This window comes from Pseudomonas sp. B21-036 (assembly GCF_024748925.1).
GTDB lineage: Bacteria > Pseudomonadota > Gammaproteobacteria > Pseudomonadales > Pseudomonadaceae > Aquipseudomonas > Aquipseudomonas palmensis.
Genome location: NZ_CP087178.1, coordinates 718,889 through 734,841, shown reverse-complemented (window position 1 = coordinate 734,841; position 15,953 = coordinate 718,889). Strand labels below are relative to the sequence as shown.

Here is a 15,953-nt window from a genome sequence, read left to right as displayed (position 1 = left end):
TTGTTCTGAAAACTTGCAATCGCAGGGAATTCGGCCCTCCGGCCACATCGTTGCATTTGAAACAGTTGCAAAAACAACAATTGATCCAGGTCAACGATTGCCTGAAAGCATAGTCCTGAACGGGCCGCATGGTTGTGTGGTGGTTTGCCGCGTGACCGGTTGCCTCACCCCCTTTACGCACACACGAATCGGTGCGCCTACCGCACAGGGATGACGGCTTTCGCAACCTGCTGTTACAAACTGGTGATAATCTGCCCCGCCGCCCCCGCAAAGGCTCTGTATCGCACATGTCAGACCATGCCCCGCTCCTGCTGCGCCATCACCGCCCCTTCCTGGCGTTCTGGTGCGCGCGAATTTTCACTGCCAGCGGCTTCCAGATGCTCACCGTGGCCATCGGCTGGCACCTCTATCAGCTGACCGGCAACGTGCTCGACCTGGGCCTGGTGGGCCTGGTGGAATTCGCCCCGCGGGTGCTGTTCATGCTGCACACCGGGCATGTGGCCGACCGCTATGACCGGCGCCGGGTGGCAGCGCTGTGCCAGTTCGCCCAGGCGCTGATCGCCCTGGCGCTGGTGGTGGGCAGCAGCACCCACAGCGTGACCCGCGAACTGATCTTCGTGCTGGCGTTCCTGCTGGGCAGTGCGCGCTCTTTCGAGATGCCGGCCACCCAGGCGTTGCTGCCCAACGTGGTGCCCTCGGCGCTGTTCCCGCGGGCAGTGGCCGCGTCGGCCTCGGCCATGCAGTCGGCGACCATCGTCGCGCCGGCGCTGGGGGGCTTTCTGTATGCGTTTGGCAGCGTGTGGGTGTATGGCCCGACCGTGGTGCTGTACGTGATCGCCTGCGGCCTGACCTTGCGCCTGAGCGCCGCCCGCCAGCCGGCCAACCGGGGCCGGGCGAGCCTTGAATCGCTGCTGGCGGGCATTCGCTTCATTCGCAGCCGCCCGGACGTGCTCGGCGCGGTGTCGCTGGACCTGTTCGCGGTGCTGCTGGGCGGCGCCACGGCGTTGCTGCCGGTGTTCGCCAAGGACATCCTGCTGACCGGCCCGTGGGGCCTGGGCCTGTTGCGCTCGGCGCCGGCGGTGGGGGCGCTGCTGATGTCGGTGTGGCTGGCGCGCTTCCCCATCGAGCGCAAGGTCGGGCGGGTGATGTTCACGGCGGTGGGGGTCTTTGGCGTGGCGACCATTGCCTTCGGCCTGTCGACCTCGTTCTGGTTCTCGCTGGGCGTGCTGGCGGTGCTGGGCGCGGCGGACATGATCAGCATGGTGATCCGCAGCGCGTTCGTGCAACTGGAGACGCCGGACGAGATGCGTGGTCGGGTAAGCGCGGTGAACGGGTTGTTCATCGGCGCCTCGAACCAGCTGGGCGAGTTCGAGTCCGGGGTCACGGCGCACTGGTTCGGCACCGTGCCGGCGGTGGTGCTGGGCGGGGTGGGCACGCTGGTGGTGACGGGCGTGTGGATCAAGCTGTTCCCGACGCTGGCGGGGCGCGATCACATGCATACCCAGAAAAAGGGCTGACCGCGCGCACCCAATCACGGGTCAAGCTTGCTCCCACAAGGGCCTCACTGAATCTGTGGGGGCGGGATTGACCCGCGATGAGGCCAGCCAAATCAAAGCATCAGGGTCATCTGCCGCTCATACCCCACCCGCCCGCGATACCCCTCGCCGCTGTCCACCCACCCCGCCGCGCGGTACAGCCTCAACGCCGCCTGATTGTCGGTATCCACCGACAGTTGCAGGCAACGCACCTGCGGCCACACTTCGCGCACCCGCGCCGGCAGCGCCGCCAGGCACCAGCGGCCAAGCCCCTGCCCCTGCGCCCGCCAGTCAACCTGCAGGGCATGCAAGGTGGCCGCATCATGGCGGGCCCACGGCGGCAGGTGTGCACCACGCTTGAGCAGCAGGAAGCCCTGCGGCACGCCCCCCACCAGCAGCGCCAGCCCGCGCACATCGTCGCCGGGCCGGTTCAGCAGGGTATGCAGCGCACCCTCGATGTCACCGCAAAACGCCCGCTGCGCCGCCAGCACCTCGATGCCGGGCAGGCCTGCGCGCTGGGCCGGGGTCAGCGCATCGTAGTGAATCAGCTGCACGGTCATGGTCCTGGTCCAAAAGTGGCGGTCTTGCTGATATGATGCGCGGCTTTTTTGCGGCCCATTCAAAAATCACTCAGTCCGGCACCCCGTGTCCGGTACAGTCTGTGCTTTGCTGATGGGGTCGAACATTCAAGGCGCCGCAGTGCGCCACGGGGAGCTGGCATGCTGGAAAGGCTGTTTCAACTGAAAGCGCACAATACCAACGTGCGCACCGAAATCCTGGCGGGGGTCACCACCTTCCTGGCCATGGCCTACATCCTGTTCGTCAACCCGAGCATCCTCGGCGAGACCGGCATGGACAAGGGCGCGATCTTCGTCGCCACGTGCCTGGCTGCCGCCATCGGTTCGGCGGTGATGGGGCTGATCGCCAACTACCCGATCGCGCTGGCGCCGGGCATGGGCCTGAACGCCTTCTTCACCTACACCGTGGTGCTGCACATGGGCCACACCTGGCAGGTGGCACTGGGGGCGGTATTCATTTCGGCAGTGCTGTTCTTCCTGCTGTCGATCTTTCGCATCCGCGAATGGATCGTCAACAGCATTCCGCTGCCGCTGCGTTCGGCAATTGCCGCCGGCATCGGCCTGTTCCTGGCGCTGATCGCCCTGCACAACGCCGGCATCGTGGTCGACAACCCGGCCACCCTGGTGGGCCTGGGCGACCTGCGCAACCCGGCACCGGTACTGGCCACCCTGGGCTTCTTCCTGATCGTCGCGCTCGAGGCGATGAAGGTACGCGGCGCCGTGCTGATCGGCATCCTGGCGGTCACCGTCGCCTCCATCGGCCTGGGCTACACCCCGTTCAACGGCATCGTGTCGATGCCGCCCTCGCTGGCCCCGACCTTCCTGCAGCTGGACATCAAGGGCGCACTGGATGTCGGCCTGATCAGCGTGATCTTCGCCTTCCTGTTCGTCGACCTGTTCGACAACTCCGGCACCCTGATCGGCGTGGCCAAGCGCGCCGGGCTGATGGGCAAGGACGGCCACATGCCGAAGATGGGCCGCGCCCTGATCGCCGACAGCACCGCGGCCATGGCCGGCTCGCTGCTGGGCACCTCGACCACCACCAGCTATATCGAATCGGCGGCCGGCGTGAGTGCCGGCGGACGCACCGGGCTGACCGCCATCGTGGTGGCTGGGCTGTTCCTGCTGGCACTGTTCTTCGCCCCGCTGGCCGGCAGCGTGCCGGCCTTCGCAACCGCGCCTGCACTGCTGTTCGTCGCCGTGCTGATGGCCTCGGGCCTGGCGGAAATCAACTGGGACGACGTGACCGAGGCCGCCCCGGTGGTGGTCACCGCGCTGGCCATGCCGCTGACCTATTCGATTGCCAACGGCATCGCCTTCGGCTTCATCTCCTGGACCGTGATCAAGCTGATCTCGGGCCGCCGGCATGAACTGAACTCGGCGCTGGTGGTGCTCTCCATCCTGTTCGTGATCAAGCTGGGCTGGTACGCCGCATGAGTTCCGTCTACGACCCGACTACCTACACCGCGCAGCTTGAGGCCAAGGTCGAGCGCCTGCGCGCACTGCTGGCGCCATTCGGCGCACCGGAGCCGGCGGTGTTCGACTCGCCGCGCGAGCATTACCGCCTGCGTGCCGAGTTTCGCCTGTGGCGCGAGAACGAGCAGCGTCACTACGCGATGTTCGCCCCGGGTGAAAAGCACCAGGCGATCCTGATCGACGACTTCCCCATCGCCAGCCAGCGCATCAACCAGTTGATGCCGCAGCTCAAGGCGGCGTGGCAGGCCAGTTCGGCGCTGAGCTTCAAGCTGTTCCAGGTGGAGTTCCTGACCACCCTGGCGGGCGACGCGATGATCACCCTGTGCTACCACCGTCCACTGGACGAGCATTGGGAAGCCGCTGCCCGGCAACTGGCGACCGACCTGGGCGTGAGCATCATCGGGCGCTCCAAGGGCAAGCGCGTGGTGATCGGCCGTGACTATGCGGTTGAAGAGCTGGCCGTGGGCGGGCGCACTTTCCGCTATCGCCAGCCAGAAGGCGCGTTCACCCAGCCCAACGGCACGGTGAACCAGAAGATGCTCAACTGGGCCTACGAGGCCCTGGGCGAGCGCGAGGACGACCTGCTGGAGCTGTACTGCGGCAACGGCAACTTCACCCTGCCGCTGGCCACGCGGGTGCGCAAGGTGCTGGCCACCGAGATCAGCAAGACCTCGGTGAACGCCGCGTTGCACAACCTGGACGACAACGGCGTGGATAACGTGCGCCTGGTGCGCCTGTCGGCCGAAGAGCTGACCGAGGCCCTGAACGAGGTGCGGCCGTTCCGGCGCCTGGAAGGCATCGACCTGAAAAGCTATGCCTTTGGCAGCGTGTTCGTCGACCCGCCGCGCGCGGGCATGGACCCGGACACCTGCGAGCTGACCCGGCGCTTCGATAACATCCTGTACATCTCGTGCAACCCCGAGACACTGGCGGCGAACATCGAGCAGTTGAGCGATACGCACCGTATCGAGCGGTGTGCGCTGTTTGACCAGTTCCCGTATACGCACCATATGGAAAGCGGGGTGCTGCTGGTTCGGCGCTAGGCCCGGATCGGCGGTGTTCTATCGCGGGTCAAGCCCGCTCACACAGGAATGTCACGGCTCTGAAGGGCAGTGGGGTACCTGTGGGAGCGGGCTTGACCCGCGATGGCCCTAATCTGAGTACATCAACAGCGGCACCACCTGGTCCGCGTCCGTCAACGCCCCATGGTGCCCGCGCCACTGGCTGGGGTGCTTCTCCTCCACGCTGCGAATGATCCCGCCGGCCCCGGTCGGAACCACGATCAGGTCCCCGATACGCCCCTCGGCCTGGCTCAGCATCACGTCCCCGAACAACCCCGCGCCAATCGCCTGGGCCTTGCTCAACACCCGGTATTCATCCCCCAGGCGGTTCTGCCAGCGCTCGTGCACGCGGTCCTGCTGACGCTCGTGGGTGTACAGGTAGCGCGCCCGGATGTCCCCGGCCATCGCCCGCACCCCGTCCTGCAAGGCACTGTCGGTATCGAAGTCATGCACCTGGGCGCGGTCCAGGTCGAGCATGCCGTGGTCGGCAATCACGAGCATGCGCGCCGAGCGCGGCAGGCGCCCGGCAATGTCGCGGGCCAGCTGATCGGCAATCTCCAGTTGCCTGCACCAGTCGGGCGAGCCCGGCCCATACAGGTGCCCGGCAAAGTCCAGGTCACCGAAATAGGCAAAGCAGAAGGCTGGCGCCTCCACCTCCAGTGCGCTACGCACCAACTCGGGATAGGCATCGTAGGCCGGCGCGGCAAGGATGCCGCCGGCCTTGTAGATGGCACGGGTGAAGTCCGAGTCGGCAAAGCGCCCGAGCATGACCGTGCTGATCTGTACGCCCTGGGCGGCCGCGTCTTCCCAGGCGGTCTGCGGCACGATGAAGGAGGCCGCGACAGGCGCCGCGGTCGGCACGCTGCCCGTCTGCGCGGCCGCAGTGGTCCATGACAGCGGCGAGAACACCGAATGTGCATCCAGGGCGAAATCGCAGCCCACGATGCCATGCGCACCGCTGCCCATGCCGGAGGTCACGGCGGCCAGGCTGGCGGCAGTGGTGGCCGGGAAGCCGACCTTGAAATGGCTGTCGGGCTGCATCAGCGCGGCCAGGAACGGTGCATGCTCGGCGTGCGCCTTGAGCAGGTTCCAGCCCAAGCCATCGATCAACAGCAGGCAGGTGGCTGTAGAGCGCTCGAGCCGGAACGGATTCCTGAAGCCCCTGGCGCCCAACCCGGCGAAAACAGACTGGGTCAGGCTGGCCAGGCCCGGCCAGGTGTCGTGAACGTCCCGCATCTCTTCGAACTGCGCCGCCATGTCGCCCTCCGTGGTGCCGTGCAAAACAACAGGTTTAGCACAGCTTGTTCGATCAGCGAACAGAAACGATCAATGCACGGCCCGTCCCGATTGACCCTATTAACCAGTCAGTACATTTTAGTCGTGACGCTCCCTCCCCCCTGCCAAGAACAACAATGGAGTTTTACCGATGAGTTTGGCCCCCCCTTCCGGCATTCTCGCCGGCCTGATCGGCGCCGGCATCCAGGCCTCGCGTACCCCGGCCCTGCACGAGCACGAAGGCGCCGCCCAGGGCATCAACTACCTGTACCGGCTGATCGACCTGGACCAGCTGAAGCTGGACAGCAGCGCCCTCGAAGAACTGCTGACCGCGGCCGAGTACATGGGCTTTACCGGGCTCAACATCACCTTCCCGTGCAAGCAGGCGATCGTGCCCCTGCTCGACGAGCTGTCGCCCGAGGCGCGTGGTATCGGCGCGGTGAACACCGTGGTGCTCAAGGACGGTCGACGCATCGGCCACAACACCGACTGCCTGGGGTTTGCCGAGGGCTTCAGGCGTGGCCTGGGTGATGTTTCACGTCGTCATGTGGTGCAGATGGGGGCAGGCGGTGCGGGTGCCGCGGTGGCCCATGCGCTGCTCAGCGAAGGGGTGGCCCAGCTGACGCTCTTCGATGTGGAGCCCGCCCGGGCCCAGGCACTGGCAGACAACCTCAACCAGCATTTCGAGGGCAGCCCGGCACGCTGCGGGCATGACCTGCAAGCGGCCATGGGCCAGGCCTGCGGGCTGGTCAACACCACCCCCATGGGCATGGCCAAGCTGCCGGGCATGCCGGTGCCCAGGGCGCTGCTGCGCGCCGAAATGTGGGTGGCCGAGATCGTGTACTTCCCGCTGGAGACCCAATTGCTGCGCGAGGCGCGGGCACTGGGATGCCGCACGCTCAACGGGGCCAACATGGCGGTGTTTCAGGCGGTGAAGGCCTTCGAGCTGTTCAGCGGCGTGGTGCCGGATGCACAGCGCATGATCGGGCACTTCAACAGCCTGGGGGATTGAACGCTTAGCCGGCACCTGTACAGGGTGGTCAACCCGCAGGTGCCGGCCCTGCCGGCGACTGGAGGCTCCCCGGCATCACGCCTGCAGGTAGCGCAGCACCGACTCGCAGATCATCTCGCGGTGCTTGTCCTTGAGCGCCTTGTCCTCGAAATCCACCTGGAAGATCTCGCCAAAGGTGTGCCGGTTGGACACGCGATAGAAGCAGAACGAGCTGATCAGCAGGTGTACGTCCAGCGCCGTCAGGCCCTGGCGGAACACCCCCTCGGCAGCCCCGCGCTGGAGTATCTCGTCCAGCGCGGTGAGCACCGTCTTGTTCATCGAGCGGATCGCGGCCGACTGCTTGACGTACTCGCCGTGGTGCATGTTTTCGTTGCACACGATACGCACGAAGTCGACGTTGCGATCATGGTGATCGAAGGTGAATTCGATCAGCCGGCGAATGCCCTGGCGCGGCTCCAGTTCAGCCAGGTGCAGGTTGCTTTCGGTGCTGCGGATATCGCCGTAAAGCTTCTCCAGCACCTCCACATACAGCTGCTCCTTGCTGTTGAAGTAGTAGTAGATCATGCGCTTGGAGGTCTGGGTGCGCTCGGCGATCGCATCGACCCGGGCACCGGCCAGGCCTTGCTGCACGAACTCGCTGATGGCCGCCTGCAGAATGTTCTCGCGGGTTTTCTCAGGATTGTTCTTGCGGCTCTTGCGCGGCGCCTCGGCAGGTGCCGCCAAGGGTGCTGGAGTTGTCGTCATACGGGGCTCTTGACCAGTCGGTTAACCGCGCGATTATGGCCCCGGGGTGCGCCAGAAGAAAGCCTGACGGGCGCTGACACGTTACAGCTTGGCATGCCGCAGCCCGCCGCTGCGCGCCTTGGCCATCGCTGCCAGGCGCACCGCGACGTTGGCCGCGCCGTAACCGCTGTAGCCATTGCGCCGCTGCAGCACCTCGAAGAAGAAGCGCTCCTCGAACGGCTCGGTGTACACGTGGAACAGCTCGCCGCCCTGGGCATCACGGTCGTACAGCACGTTGTAGTAGGCCAGCTCGCTCAGGAACTGATCGTCGAAGTCGAACCGGGCCGCCAGGTCGTCGTAGTAGTTCAGCGGGATATCGAGCAGCGCCACACCGGCTTCCTTGGCGCGCTTGACGGCGGCGAAGATGTCCTGGCAGTCGAAGGCGATGTGATGCACGCCCGAGCCGCGGTAGTTGGACAGCGCGTGGGCAATCGCAGTGTTGCGGTTTTCGGAGATGTTCAACGGCAGCCGGATCGAACTGCACTGGCTGCGCAGGGCGCGGCTCTTGACCAGGCCATAGGGATCGGGAAGCACCACCTCGTCATCGGCGCTGAAGTCGAGCAGGCTTTTGTAGAACAGCACCCAGCTGTCCAGGCTGTCGGCCGGCAGGGCCAGTGCCATGTGGTCGATGCGGGTCAGGCCCAGGCCATGGGCCGGTTGCTCGCTGAGGCTGAAGTCGGTGTCGTAGATGGTGCGCCCGTCCGCGCCCTGGTCCACCAGGTAGATCAGGCTGCCGTCGGGGGCGCGTACCGCTGCCAGCTCACGTTCGTTGGGCCCCACCAGGCCACGATAGGGCTGGCCGTGATAGGCCACCGCCCTGGCCAGCGCCTGGGCGCTGTGCCTGACCCGGATCGCCGTGGCGCACAGCGACGGGCCGTGGCTTTCGAAGAAGTTGTGCGCGAACGAATAGGGTTCGGCGTTGAGGATCAGGTTGATCTCGCCCTGGCGCAGCAGGCTCACATTCTTCGAGCGATGCTTGCCGGCACGGGCAAAGCCCAGGCCTTCGAGCCAGTTGCCCAGCTTGGCGCCCGAGGCGTCGTCGACCGCAAACTCGAGAAACTCGATGCCATCGCAGCTGCTGGCCGGCGGCGGCGCGAACAGCAGCTCGGGGTCGGCCAGCGGTGCGGTGCGTTCGAGCAACTGACGGGTCTTTTCCTCCAGGTACAGCAGCGAACGCAGGCCGTCGGCGGCATTGGCCCGTGGCGGCGCGGCACGAAAACCGTCGTTGAAGATCTCCAGCGACAGCGGCCCGCGATAGCCGGCCTGCAGAATCGGCGCCAGAAACCCCGGCAGGTCGAACTCGCCCTGCCCCGGGAAGCAGCGAAAATGCCGGCTCCACTCCAGCACATCCATGGCCAGGATCGGCGCATCGGCCATCTGCACGAAGAAGATCTTGTCCCCCGGCACCTGCGCGATGGCGCTGGGGTCGCCCTTGAGCGACAGGGTGTGGAAGCTGTCGAGGATCATGCCCAGGTTGGCGTGATCGGCCTGGCGCACGATGTCCCACACCTGCTGCCAGGTGTTCACGTGCCGCCCCCAGGCCAGCGCCTCGTAGCCGATGCGCACACCGTGGGCGGCGGCCCGCTCGGCCAGCAGGCTCAGGTCGTCGACCAGCAGTTGCTGGCCGCCCAGCGCGTCGGCCGACACGTTGCTGCACACCAGCACCAGGTCGGTGCCCAGTTCCTGCATCAGTTCGAACTTGCGCTCGGCGCGCTCCAGGTTGCGCGCCAGGCGCCCGCGCGGGCAGCCCTCGAAATCGCGAAACGGCTGGAAAAGGGTGATGTCCAGCCCCAGGTCGGTGCAGCGCTGGCGGATCTCGCGGGGGCTGCCGTCGTAGTAGAGAAGGTCGTTTTCGAAGATCTCCACGCCGTCGAATCCGGCGGCGGCAATGGCTTCGAGTTTTTCCGGCAAGGTGCCGCTCAGGGACACGGTGGCAATCGAACGCTGCATCTTCAGGCTCCAACGGGCAGGCAGTGCCCAGCTGCACGAATTATTGGCTGGGGTTTATCCTAGCTCAATCAAAAGGTACGAACTGGTTAGTTTTGTGTGCGATTATCGCCCAGTACCCGCCCAGATCAATTGACCCTTTTTTGACCAATGCGCACCATTTCTTACCACCGGGCAGACGAGCATCTTGCCAAAAGCACCGACGAACCTGCCGTAGTCGACTGGTGTACCGCGTGTCATCCTGGCTTGACCCATAAACATAAAAATACGGGTAATCACCACATGATCCACAGCCAAAGCACTCCCCTGGCCCAGCCATCGGCCAGTACCCCGCACGCCGGTATCGGCGACAAGATCCGTGGCGCCATGGGCGTCGGCAAGACCCGCTGGGTGATGCTGGCGCTGGTATTCTTCGCCACCACCCTGAACTACATCGACCGCGCCGCACTGGGCGTGATGCAGCCGATCCTGGCCAAGGAAATGAGCTGGACGGCGATGGACTACGCCAACATCAACTTCTGGTTCCAGGTGGGCTACGCCATCGGCTTCGTGCTGCAGGGCCGGCTGATCGACCGCATCGGCGTCAAGCGCGTGTTCTTCTGCGCGGTGCTGCTGTGGAGCCTGGCCACTGGCGCCCACGGCCTGGCCACCTCGGCGGTGGGCTTCATGGTCTGTCGCTTCATCCTCGGCCTGACCGAAGCGGCCAACTACCCGGCCTGCGTGAAGACCACCCGGCTGTGGTTCCCGGCGGGCGAGCGGGCGGTGGCCACCGGCATCTTCAACGCCGGCACCAACGTCGGCGCCATGTTCACCCCGATGCTGCTGCCGCTGATCCTCACTGTGTGGGGCTGGCAGGCGGCGTTCATGGCCATGGGCGCGCTGGGCCTGGTGTGGGCCACGTTCTGGGGCCTGAAGTACTTCAACCCGGAAAACCACCCGAGCGTGAGCAAGGCGGAACTGGCGTACATCCAGAGCGAGGTCGAGCCTGAACAGGCGGCCGTGCCGTTCACCCGTATCCTGCGCATGCGTGGCACCTGGGCCTTTGCCCTGGCCTACTCGATCACCGCGCCGGTGTTCTGGTTCTACCTGTACTGGCTGCCGCCGTTTCTGAACCAGCAGTACAACCTGGGCATCAGCGTCACGCAGATGGGCATCCCGCTGATCGTGATCTACCTCAGTGCCGACTTCGGCAGCGTGGGTGGCGGGATCCTGTCCTCGTTCATGATCGGCCGCGGCATGGCGCCGGTGAAGGCGCGGCTGCTGTCGATGCTGCTGTTCGCCACCACCATCGTCGGGGTGATCTTCGCCGCAGGCGCCAGCAGCCTGTGGGTGGCGGTACTGGCCATCTCCCTGGCGATTGCCGCGCACCAGGCCTGGACCGCCAACATCTGGAGCCTGGTGATGGACTACACGCCCAAGCACATGATGAGCACCGTGTTCGGCTTTGGCGGCATGTGCGCGGCCACCGGGGGGATGTTCATGACCCAGATCGTGGGGCATGTGCTGACCAGCACCAACAACAACTACACCGTGCTGTTCACCATGATTCCGGCGATGTATTTCATCGCGCTGCTGTGGATGTATTTCATGGCACCGCGCAGGATCCCGACAGTCGAGGCGTAAGCCCGGGCTGCAATGCAGCCCTTCGCCAGCAACGCTGGCTCCTACAGGGAGCCGGCGTTCATTACCTTGCGGGCCTTCTCCAGCGCCCACTGCGCGCGCTGCAGCGCACTCACCCCCTGCTCCAGCAACTGGCGCGTGGGGATCTCCAGGCTCAGCGGCAGGTCGGCCGGCAAGCTGTGCAGCAACCCGTTCAGGTCGCACTCCCCATCCCCTGGAAAACGTCGCTCGTTACGCGCCTGACGCAGGATCTCGGCCATGTCGTCGGGGCGCGGGCCCGCCACGTCGCACAGTTGCGCGTAGCGGATGCGCGAGACCGGCAGGCGGCGCAGGTCTTCCAGGCGCGACGCCGAGCGATCGAAGTGGAAGGCATCGACCAGCACGCAGCCGTTGGCGCGCCCGGCGTTTTCGACGATGCGGGTGGCCTGGGTCAGGTCCTTGGCATCGGTCCACGGCATGAACTCCAGGTGCGGGTGCAGGCCATACGGCGCGGCCAGGTCGCACAGCGCCGCGAAGTTGTCGGTCAGGCGCTGTTCATCCGGGTCGTTGCCGGCAACCAGCAGCTCACTGGCACCGAAGTCGGCGCCCACCGCGAGCAGGGCCTCGAAGTTGGCGACCAGGGTGTCGGGCTTGAGCCGCAGAATCTCCACATCGAGCACCCGGATGCCGGTGTCGCGCAGGCGCTCGGCTGTCTGCCGGCGCAGGCCGGCGTCGCTTGCCAGCGGGAAGTGGTGTTCTCCGGGGGTGGCCGGCTCGAGGCGCAGGCCGACATGGCTGTAGCCGGCCCGGGCGGCGACTTCGACCATCCGGGGTGGGGACAGCTCAAGGACAGTGAGGGCGGCCAGGGACATGACACGTGGGTTCATGGAGGAGTCTCGGGTGCGTTGTTGTATTTGCATTATTTAGAACTTAGTTCCAATTTCAATGCAAGTACAAAAAAAACAGCTTTGCGCTCCACAAAACTGCCTTGGTTTACCTGAGGGCCGCTTCGCTGGCTTGCCAGCGAAGCGTCTAGACAAACAGCTCCGACGCCGGGCTGGCCGCCGACAGCTCGGCCGCCGCCGCCAGCAACGCCGGCGCCAGCTCGTGCAGGCGCGCCTCGTTCAGGCGCGCGGTCGGCCCGGCCACGCTCAACACCCCGACCACATGCCCATCCTGCGGGTGACGTACCACCGCCGCCAACGCCGACGTACCCAGCGCCGAACTCTCCACCACCCACGCATAGCCCAGTTCCCGCGCCATGCGCAGGCGTTCCAGCAGCTGGGCATTGGAAGCCGGCGCGTTCGGCCCGAAGTCCTCGCGCCGGCCCACGCCCTGGCGCTCCACCAGCAGCAACGCCTGGGCATCGCTCAGGCTGGCCAGCCAGGCATGCCCCGAGGCGCTGTAGAAAAGCGGCGCCTCACGCCCCATGTCCGGGTCGTAGCGCAGGCCGGAGCGGGCGCCCTGGGCCTTGGCGATCCACACCTGGCGCTCGCCGTCGATGATCCCCAGCCGCACCAGCTCGCCGGTCTGCGCGGCCAACTGGTCGAGAATCGGCTGGACGATGTCGGCACCGCTCTGGGCCAGGTAGCGAAAGCCCATGCCCACCAGCTTGGTGCTCAGCAGGTACCGGCTGTTTTCCGGGTTCTGGCGCACGTAGCCCAGGCGCATGAGCTCGGCGAGCATGCGATGGGTCGCGCTCTTGGGGATGTCCAGCTGCTCGGCCAGGGTCTGCATCGGCAGCCCGCGCGGCTCGCTGGTGAGGCTTTCGAGAAGGCTGAAAGCACGTTCGATCTGACTGCCGGCCATGGTCACGGTCCCTGAAAATTTCGCCGATTCTAAAGAGCGCCGGGCAAAGCGCAAACCACTGTTCGATCTTCGCCCAACTTTGCAGGCGACGGCCTTGGCAGCCGACGTGCAATCATAGAATATGGAACTTCGTTCCAAAATAATAATTGCGCGCACTGCGAGGACCCAGCATGACTGCCCACACCCCTACCTCCCGCCCGGTGGACTGCGATGTCCTGGTCATCGGCTCCGGCGCTGCCGGCCTGAGCGCCGCGGTGACCGCCGCCTTTCACGGGCAGAAGGTCATCGTGGTCGAAAAGGACCCGGTGTTCGGCGGCGCCACGGCCTGGTCCGGCGGCTGGATGTGGGTACCGTGCAACCCGCTGGCACAGCGCGCCGGCATCGTCGAGGACCGTTCGCTGCCGCGCACCTACCTGCAACACGAACTGGGCGAACGCTTCGAACCGGCGATGATCGATGCGTTCCTGGAGGCGGCGCCCCACATGGTGTCGTTCTTCGAACGCCATACCGCCCTGCAGTTCGCCGACGGCAACGGCATTGCCGATATCCACGGCGACACGCCCGGGGCCGGCACGGGCGGGCGCTCGGTGATCGCCGCCCCGTATGACGGGCGCAAGGTCGGCAAGCTGCTCAGGCAGCTGCGCCGCACGATGCGCGAAACCTCATTCATGGGCATGCCGATCATGGCCGGCAAAGACCTTACCGCCTTTCTCACCCTGACCCGTTCGTGGCGCTCGCTGCTGCATGTGGGCAAGCGCCTGGCACGCCATCTGCTCGACCTCGCACGCTACGGCCGGGCGATGCAGCTGGTCAACGGCGTGGCCCTGATCGCGCGCCTGGCCAAGTCGGCCGAAGACCTCGGCGTGCTGCTGTGGGCATCGGCCCCGGCGCAGCGCCTGCTGCACAACGCTGGCCGGGTGACGGGGGCGGTGGTGCAGACGGCCAACGGCGACGTGAGCATTCATGCGCGCAAGGCCGTGGTGCTGGCAGCCGGCGGCTTCCCCAACGATATCGAGCGGCGCAAGGCGCTGTTCCCGCGTACCCCCACCGGGCATGAGCACCTGGCCTTGCCGCCGCTGGGCGCCAGCGGCGATGGCCTGCGCCTGGGCGAGAGCGTGGGCGCACACGTGGTCGACGACCTGGCAAGCCCGGTGGCCTGGGCCCCGGTGTCGAAAGTGCCGTACAAGGACGGCAGCTTCGGCCATTTCCCGCACATCATCGAACGTGCCAAGCCCGGCATCATCGGTGTGCTGGCCAACGGCAAGCGCTTCGTCAACGAAGCCAACGGCTACTACGACTACGTGAGCGCAATGGTCGCCAGCGCGCCCGGCGAGCAGGTGGCCTCGTGGCTGATCTGCAGCCACGCCTTTCAGCGCCGCTACGGCCTGGGCATCTCCCGGCCCTTCCCACTGCCGGTGGAGCCCTTCATTCGCAGCGGCTACCTCAAGTGCGGCGACAGCATCGAGGCGCTGGCCATCGCCTGCGGCATCGACCCCCAGGGCCTGAGTGCCACGCTCAGCGACTACAACCGCCATGCGCGCCACGGCGAAGACCCGCAGTTCGGCCGTGGCAGCACGCCCTACAACCGCAAGCAGGGCGATGCGCTGCACCGGCCCAACCCGTGCGTGGCGCCCATCGAGCAGGGGCCGTTCTATGCGGTGAAGGTGGAGCCGGGCTGCTTCGGCACCTTTGCCGGGCTCAGGACCAATGCCCACGCCCAGGTACTGGATGCACAGCAGCAGCCAATTGCCGGCCTGTATGCCGCCGGCAGCGACATGCTCAGCATCATGGGCGGGCATTACCCGGCGGGCGGGATCAATCTGGGGCCGGCGACCACCTTCGGCTACATCGCCGGGCGGCACATTGCCGGGGCCAGTGCCTACGAGTAGGCGCGCCGGCTGCTGCTAGACTGGCGACCCGACTCCTTCATGAAAGCCAGCCGACCATGGACCAGATCAGCGCGATGCAGGCGTTTCGCCGCGTGGTAGAGAGTGGTGGTTTCAGCGCCGCTGCGGCCCTGACCGGGCAATCGCACACCGTGCTGTCGCGCCAGGTCAAGAACCTGGAGCGCCACCTCGGCACCCAGTTGCTCAGCCGCACCACGCGGCGCCTGCACGTCACCGAAGCCGGCGCACTGTGCTACCGCCATTGCGTGCAGGTGCTGGAGCAGCTCGAAGCCATGAGCCTGGAGATTTCCGAACACCAGCAGCAACCCACAGGCACCCTGCGCCTGAGCGTGGCCACGGCATTCGGTGAACTGGAGCTGGGGCGCTGGCTACCGGACTTCGTCGAGCGCTTCGACCAGTTGCAGGTGGAGCTCATCTGCACCGACCGCTTTGTGGACATGCTCGAAGAAGGGGTCGATGTGTGCCTGCGGGTGACCACCCACCTGCCCGACTCCAACCTGGTGGCCCGGCAACTGGCCGTCAGCGAAGTCGTGCTGGTAGCCGCCCCCGCCTACCTGCAGCGCTGGCCGGCCCCCATCGAACCGCACACCCTGGGCGAGCATGCGTTGCTCGGCTACAACCGCCTGGCCCAGCCGCAACGGCTGAGCCTGCAGGGGCCCGACGGGCAGCGCCTGGACGTGGCAATGCCCAGCCGGCTGAGCGCCAACTCGCCGATGGCGTTGCGTGCGGCGGCCATTGCCGGCCTTGGTATCGCCAGCTTCGACCGCTTCATCGTGCATGACGCCCTGCTCGACGGGCGCCTGGTACAGGTGCTGCCCGAATGGCAGCAGCCCTCCCGGCACGTGTACGCGATGTTCCCCCAAAGCCGCTATCTGGCGCCCAAGGTTCGGGCATTGGTCGAGTATGCGCGGGCGTACTACGCTGAACCACGATGGGAAATCAAGATGTGATCTGTGCAAGAAGCACACAGG

At 66.1% G+C, this 15,953-nt stretch carries 13 protein-coding genes; 7 read left to right on the top strand and 6 right to left on the bottom strand.

All coding sequences use genetic code 11. The annotated features are described in order from the left end of the window. Positions 1-287: 287 nt before the first annotated feature. Positions 288-1,517, top strand: a complete 1,230-nt coding sequence (locus LOY33_RS03300; RefSeq protein WP_116052719.1) for an MFS transporter — start codon at positions 288-290, stop codon at positions 1,515-1,517. 92 nt (positions 1,518-1,609) lie between these two features. On the opposite strand, the gene LOY33_RS03295 is transcribed toward LOY33_RS03300, so the two are convergent. Beyond that, complete coding sequence (locus LOY33_RS03295) at positions 1,610-2,095, bottom strand: N-acetyltransferase (RefSeq protein WP_054916561.1); 486 nt, start codon at positions 2,093-2,095, stop codon at positions 1,610-1,612. 159 nt (positions 2,096-2,254) lie between these two features. Between LOY33_RS03295 and LOY33_RS03290 the strand changes: the two genes are divergently transcribed. Then, the gene (locus LOY33_RS03290) at positions 2,255-3,550 is read left to right on the top strand and encodes an NCS2 family permease (protein ID WP_043860685.1); all 1,296 of its coding nucleotides are present in this window, start codon (positions 2,255-2,257) and stop codon (positions 3,548-3,550) included. After that, positions 3,547-4,632, top strand: coding sequence for a tRNA (uridine(54)-C5)-methyltransferase TrmA (gene trmA / locus LOY33_RS03285; protein ID WP_043860686.1), 1,086 nt, complete (start codon positions 3,547-3,549; stop codon positions 4,630-4,632). Before LOY33_RS03290 ends, trmA begins: the two co-directional genes overlap by 4 nt. A gap of 108 nt (positions 4,633-4,740) precedes the next feature. Here the strand turns inward: trmA and LOY33_RS03280 are convergent, their stop codons facing one another. Beyond that, positions 4,741-5,907 carry an alkaline phosphatase family protein gene (locus tag LOY33_RS03280; protein WP_258661433.1) on the bottom strand — a complete coding sequence of 389 codons (1,167 nt, stop codon included), beginning with the start codon at positions 5,905-5,907 and terminating at the stop codon, positions 4,741-4,743. 169 nt (positions 5,908-6,076) lie between these two features. Here LOY33_RS03280 and LOY33_RS03275 point away from each other — a divergent pair, with 169 nt between their 5' ends. Next, positions 6,077-6,937 (top strand): shikimate dehydrogenase, encoded by an 861-nt coding sequence (locus LOY33_RS03275; RefSeq protein WP_078481785.1) that lies wholly within the window; start codon positions 6,077-6,079, stop codon positions 6,935-6,937. A gap of 75 nt (positions 6,938-7,012) precedes the next feature. On the opposite strand, the gene LOY33_RS03270 is transcribed toward LOY33_RS03275, so the two are convergent. Both LOY33_RS03270 and quiC read right to left on the bottom strand, forming a co-directional pair. Continuing rightward, complete coding sequence (locus tag LOY33_RS03270; RefSeq protein ID WP_043860689.1) at positions 7,013-7,681, bottom strand: TetR/AcrR family transcriptional regulator; 669 nt, start codon at positions 7,679-7,681, stop codon at positions 7,013-7,015. Positions 7,682-7,762: 81 nt separating this feature from the next. Then, positions 7,763-9,670 carry a 3-dehydroshikimate dehydratase QuiC gene (gene quiC, locus LOY33_RS03265; RefSeq protein WP_054916558.1) on the bottom strand — a complete coding sequence of 636 codons (1,908 nt, stop codon included), beginning with the start codon at positions 9,668-9,670 and terminating at the stop codon, positions 7,763-7,765. A 279-nt stretch (positions 9,671-9,949) separates the two neighbouring features. Here quiC and LOY33_RS03260 point away from each other — a divergent pair, with 279 nt between their 5' ends. After that, the gene (locus tag LOY33_RS03260) at positions 9,950-11,290 is read left to right on the top strand and encodes an MFS transporter (protein WP_043860691.1); all 1,341 of its coding nucleotides are present in this window, start codon (positions 9,950-9,952) and stop codon (positions 11,288-11,290) included. 41 nt (positions 11,291-11,331) lie between these two features. Here LOY33_RS03260 and LOY33_RS03255 read toward each other — a convergent pair whose 3' ends face one another. Together LOY33_RS03255 and LOY33_RS03250 are read right to left on the bottom strand one after the other, a co-directional pair. Next, positions 11,332-12,153, bottom strand: coding sequence for a sugar phosphate isomerase/epimerase (locus LOY33_RS03255; protein ID WP_258661428.1), 822 nt, complete (start codon positions 12,151-12,153; stop codon positions 11,332-11,334). Between the two features lie 145 nt (positions 12,154-12,298). Continuing rightward, positions 12,299-13,075: an IclR family transcriptional regulator gene (locus LOY33_RS03250; RefSeq protein WP_043860693.1), complete on the bottom strand. Its 777-nt coding sequence runs from the start codon at positions 13,073-13,075 to the stop codon at positions 12,299-12,301. Positions 13,076-13,245: 170 nt separating this feature from the next. Here LOY33_RS03250 and LOY33_RS03245 point away from each other — a divergent pair, with 170 nt between their 5' ends. Beyond that, entirely contained in the window at positions 13,246-14,964 is a 1,719-nt protein-coding gene (locus tag LOY33_RS03245; protein ID WP_258661426.1) for an FAD-dependent oxidoreductase, read from the top strand. Positions 14,965-15,020: 56 nt separating this feature from the next. Next, complete coding sequence (locus LOY33_RS03240) at positions 15,021-15,932, top strand: LysR family transcriptional regulator (protein WP_078481788.1); 912 nt, start codon at positions 15,021-15,023, stop codon at positions 15,930-15,932. The last annotated feature ends 21 nt before the right edge of the window (positions 15,933-15,953 follow it).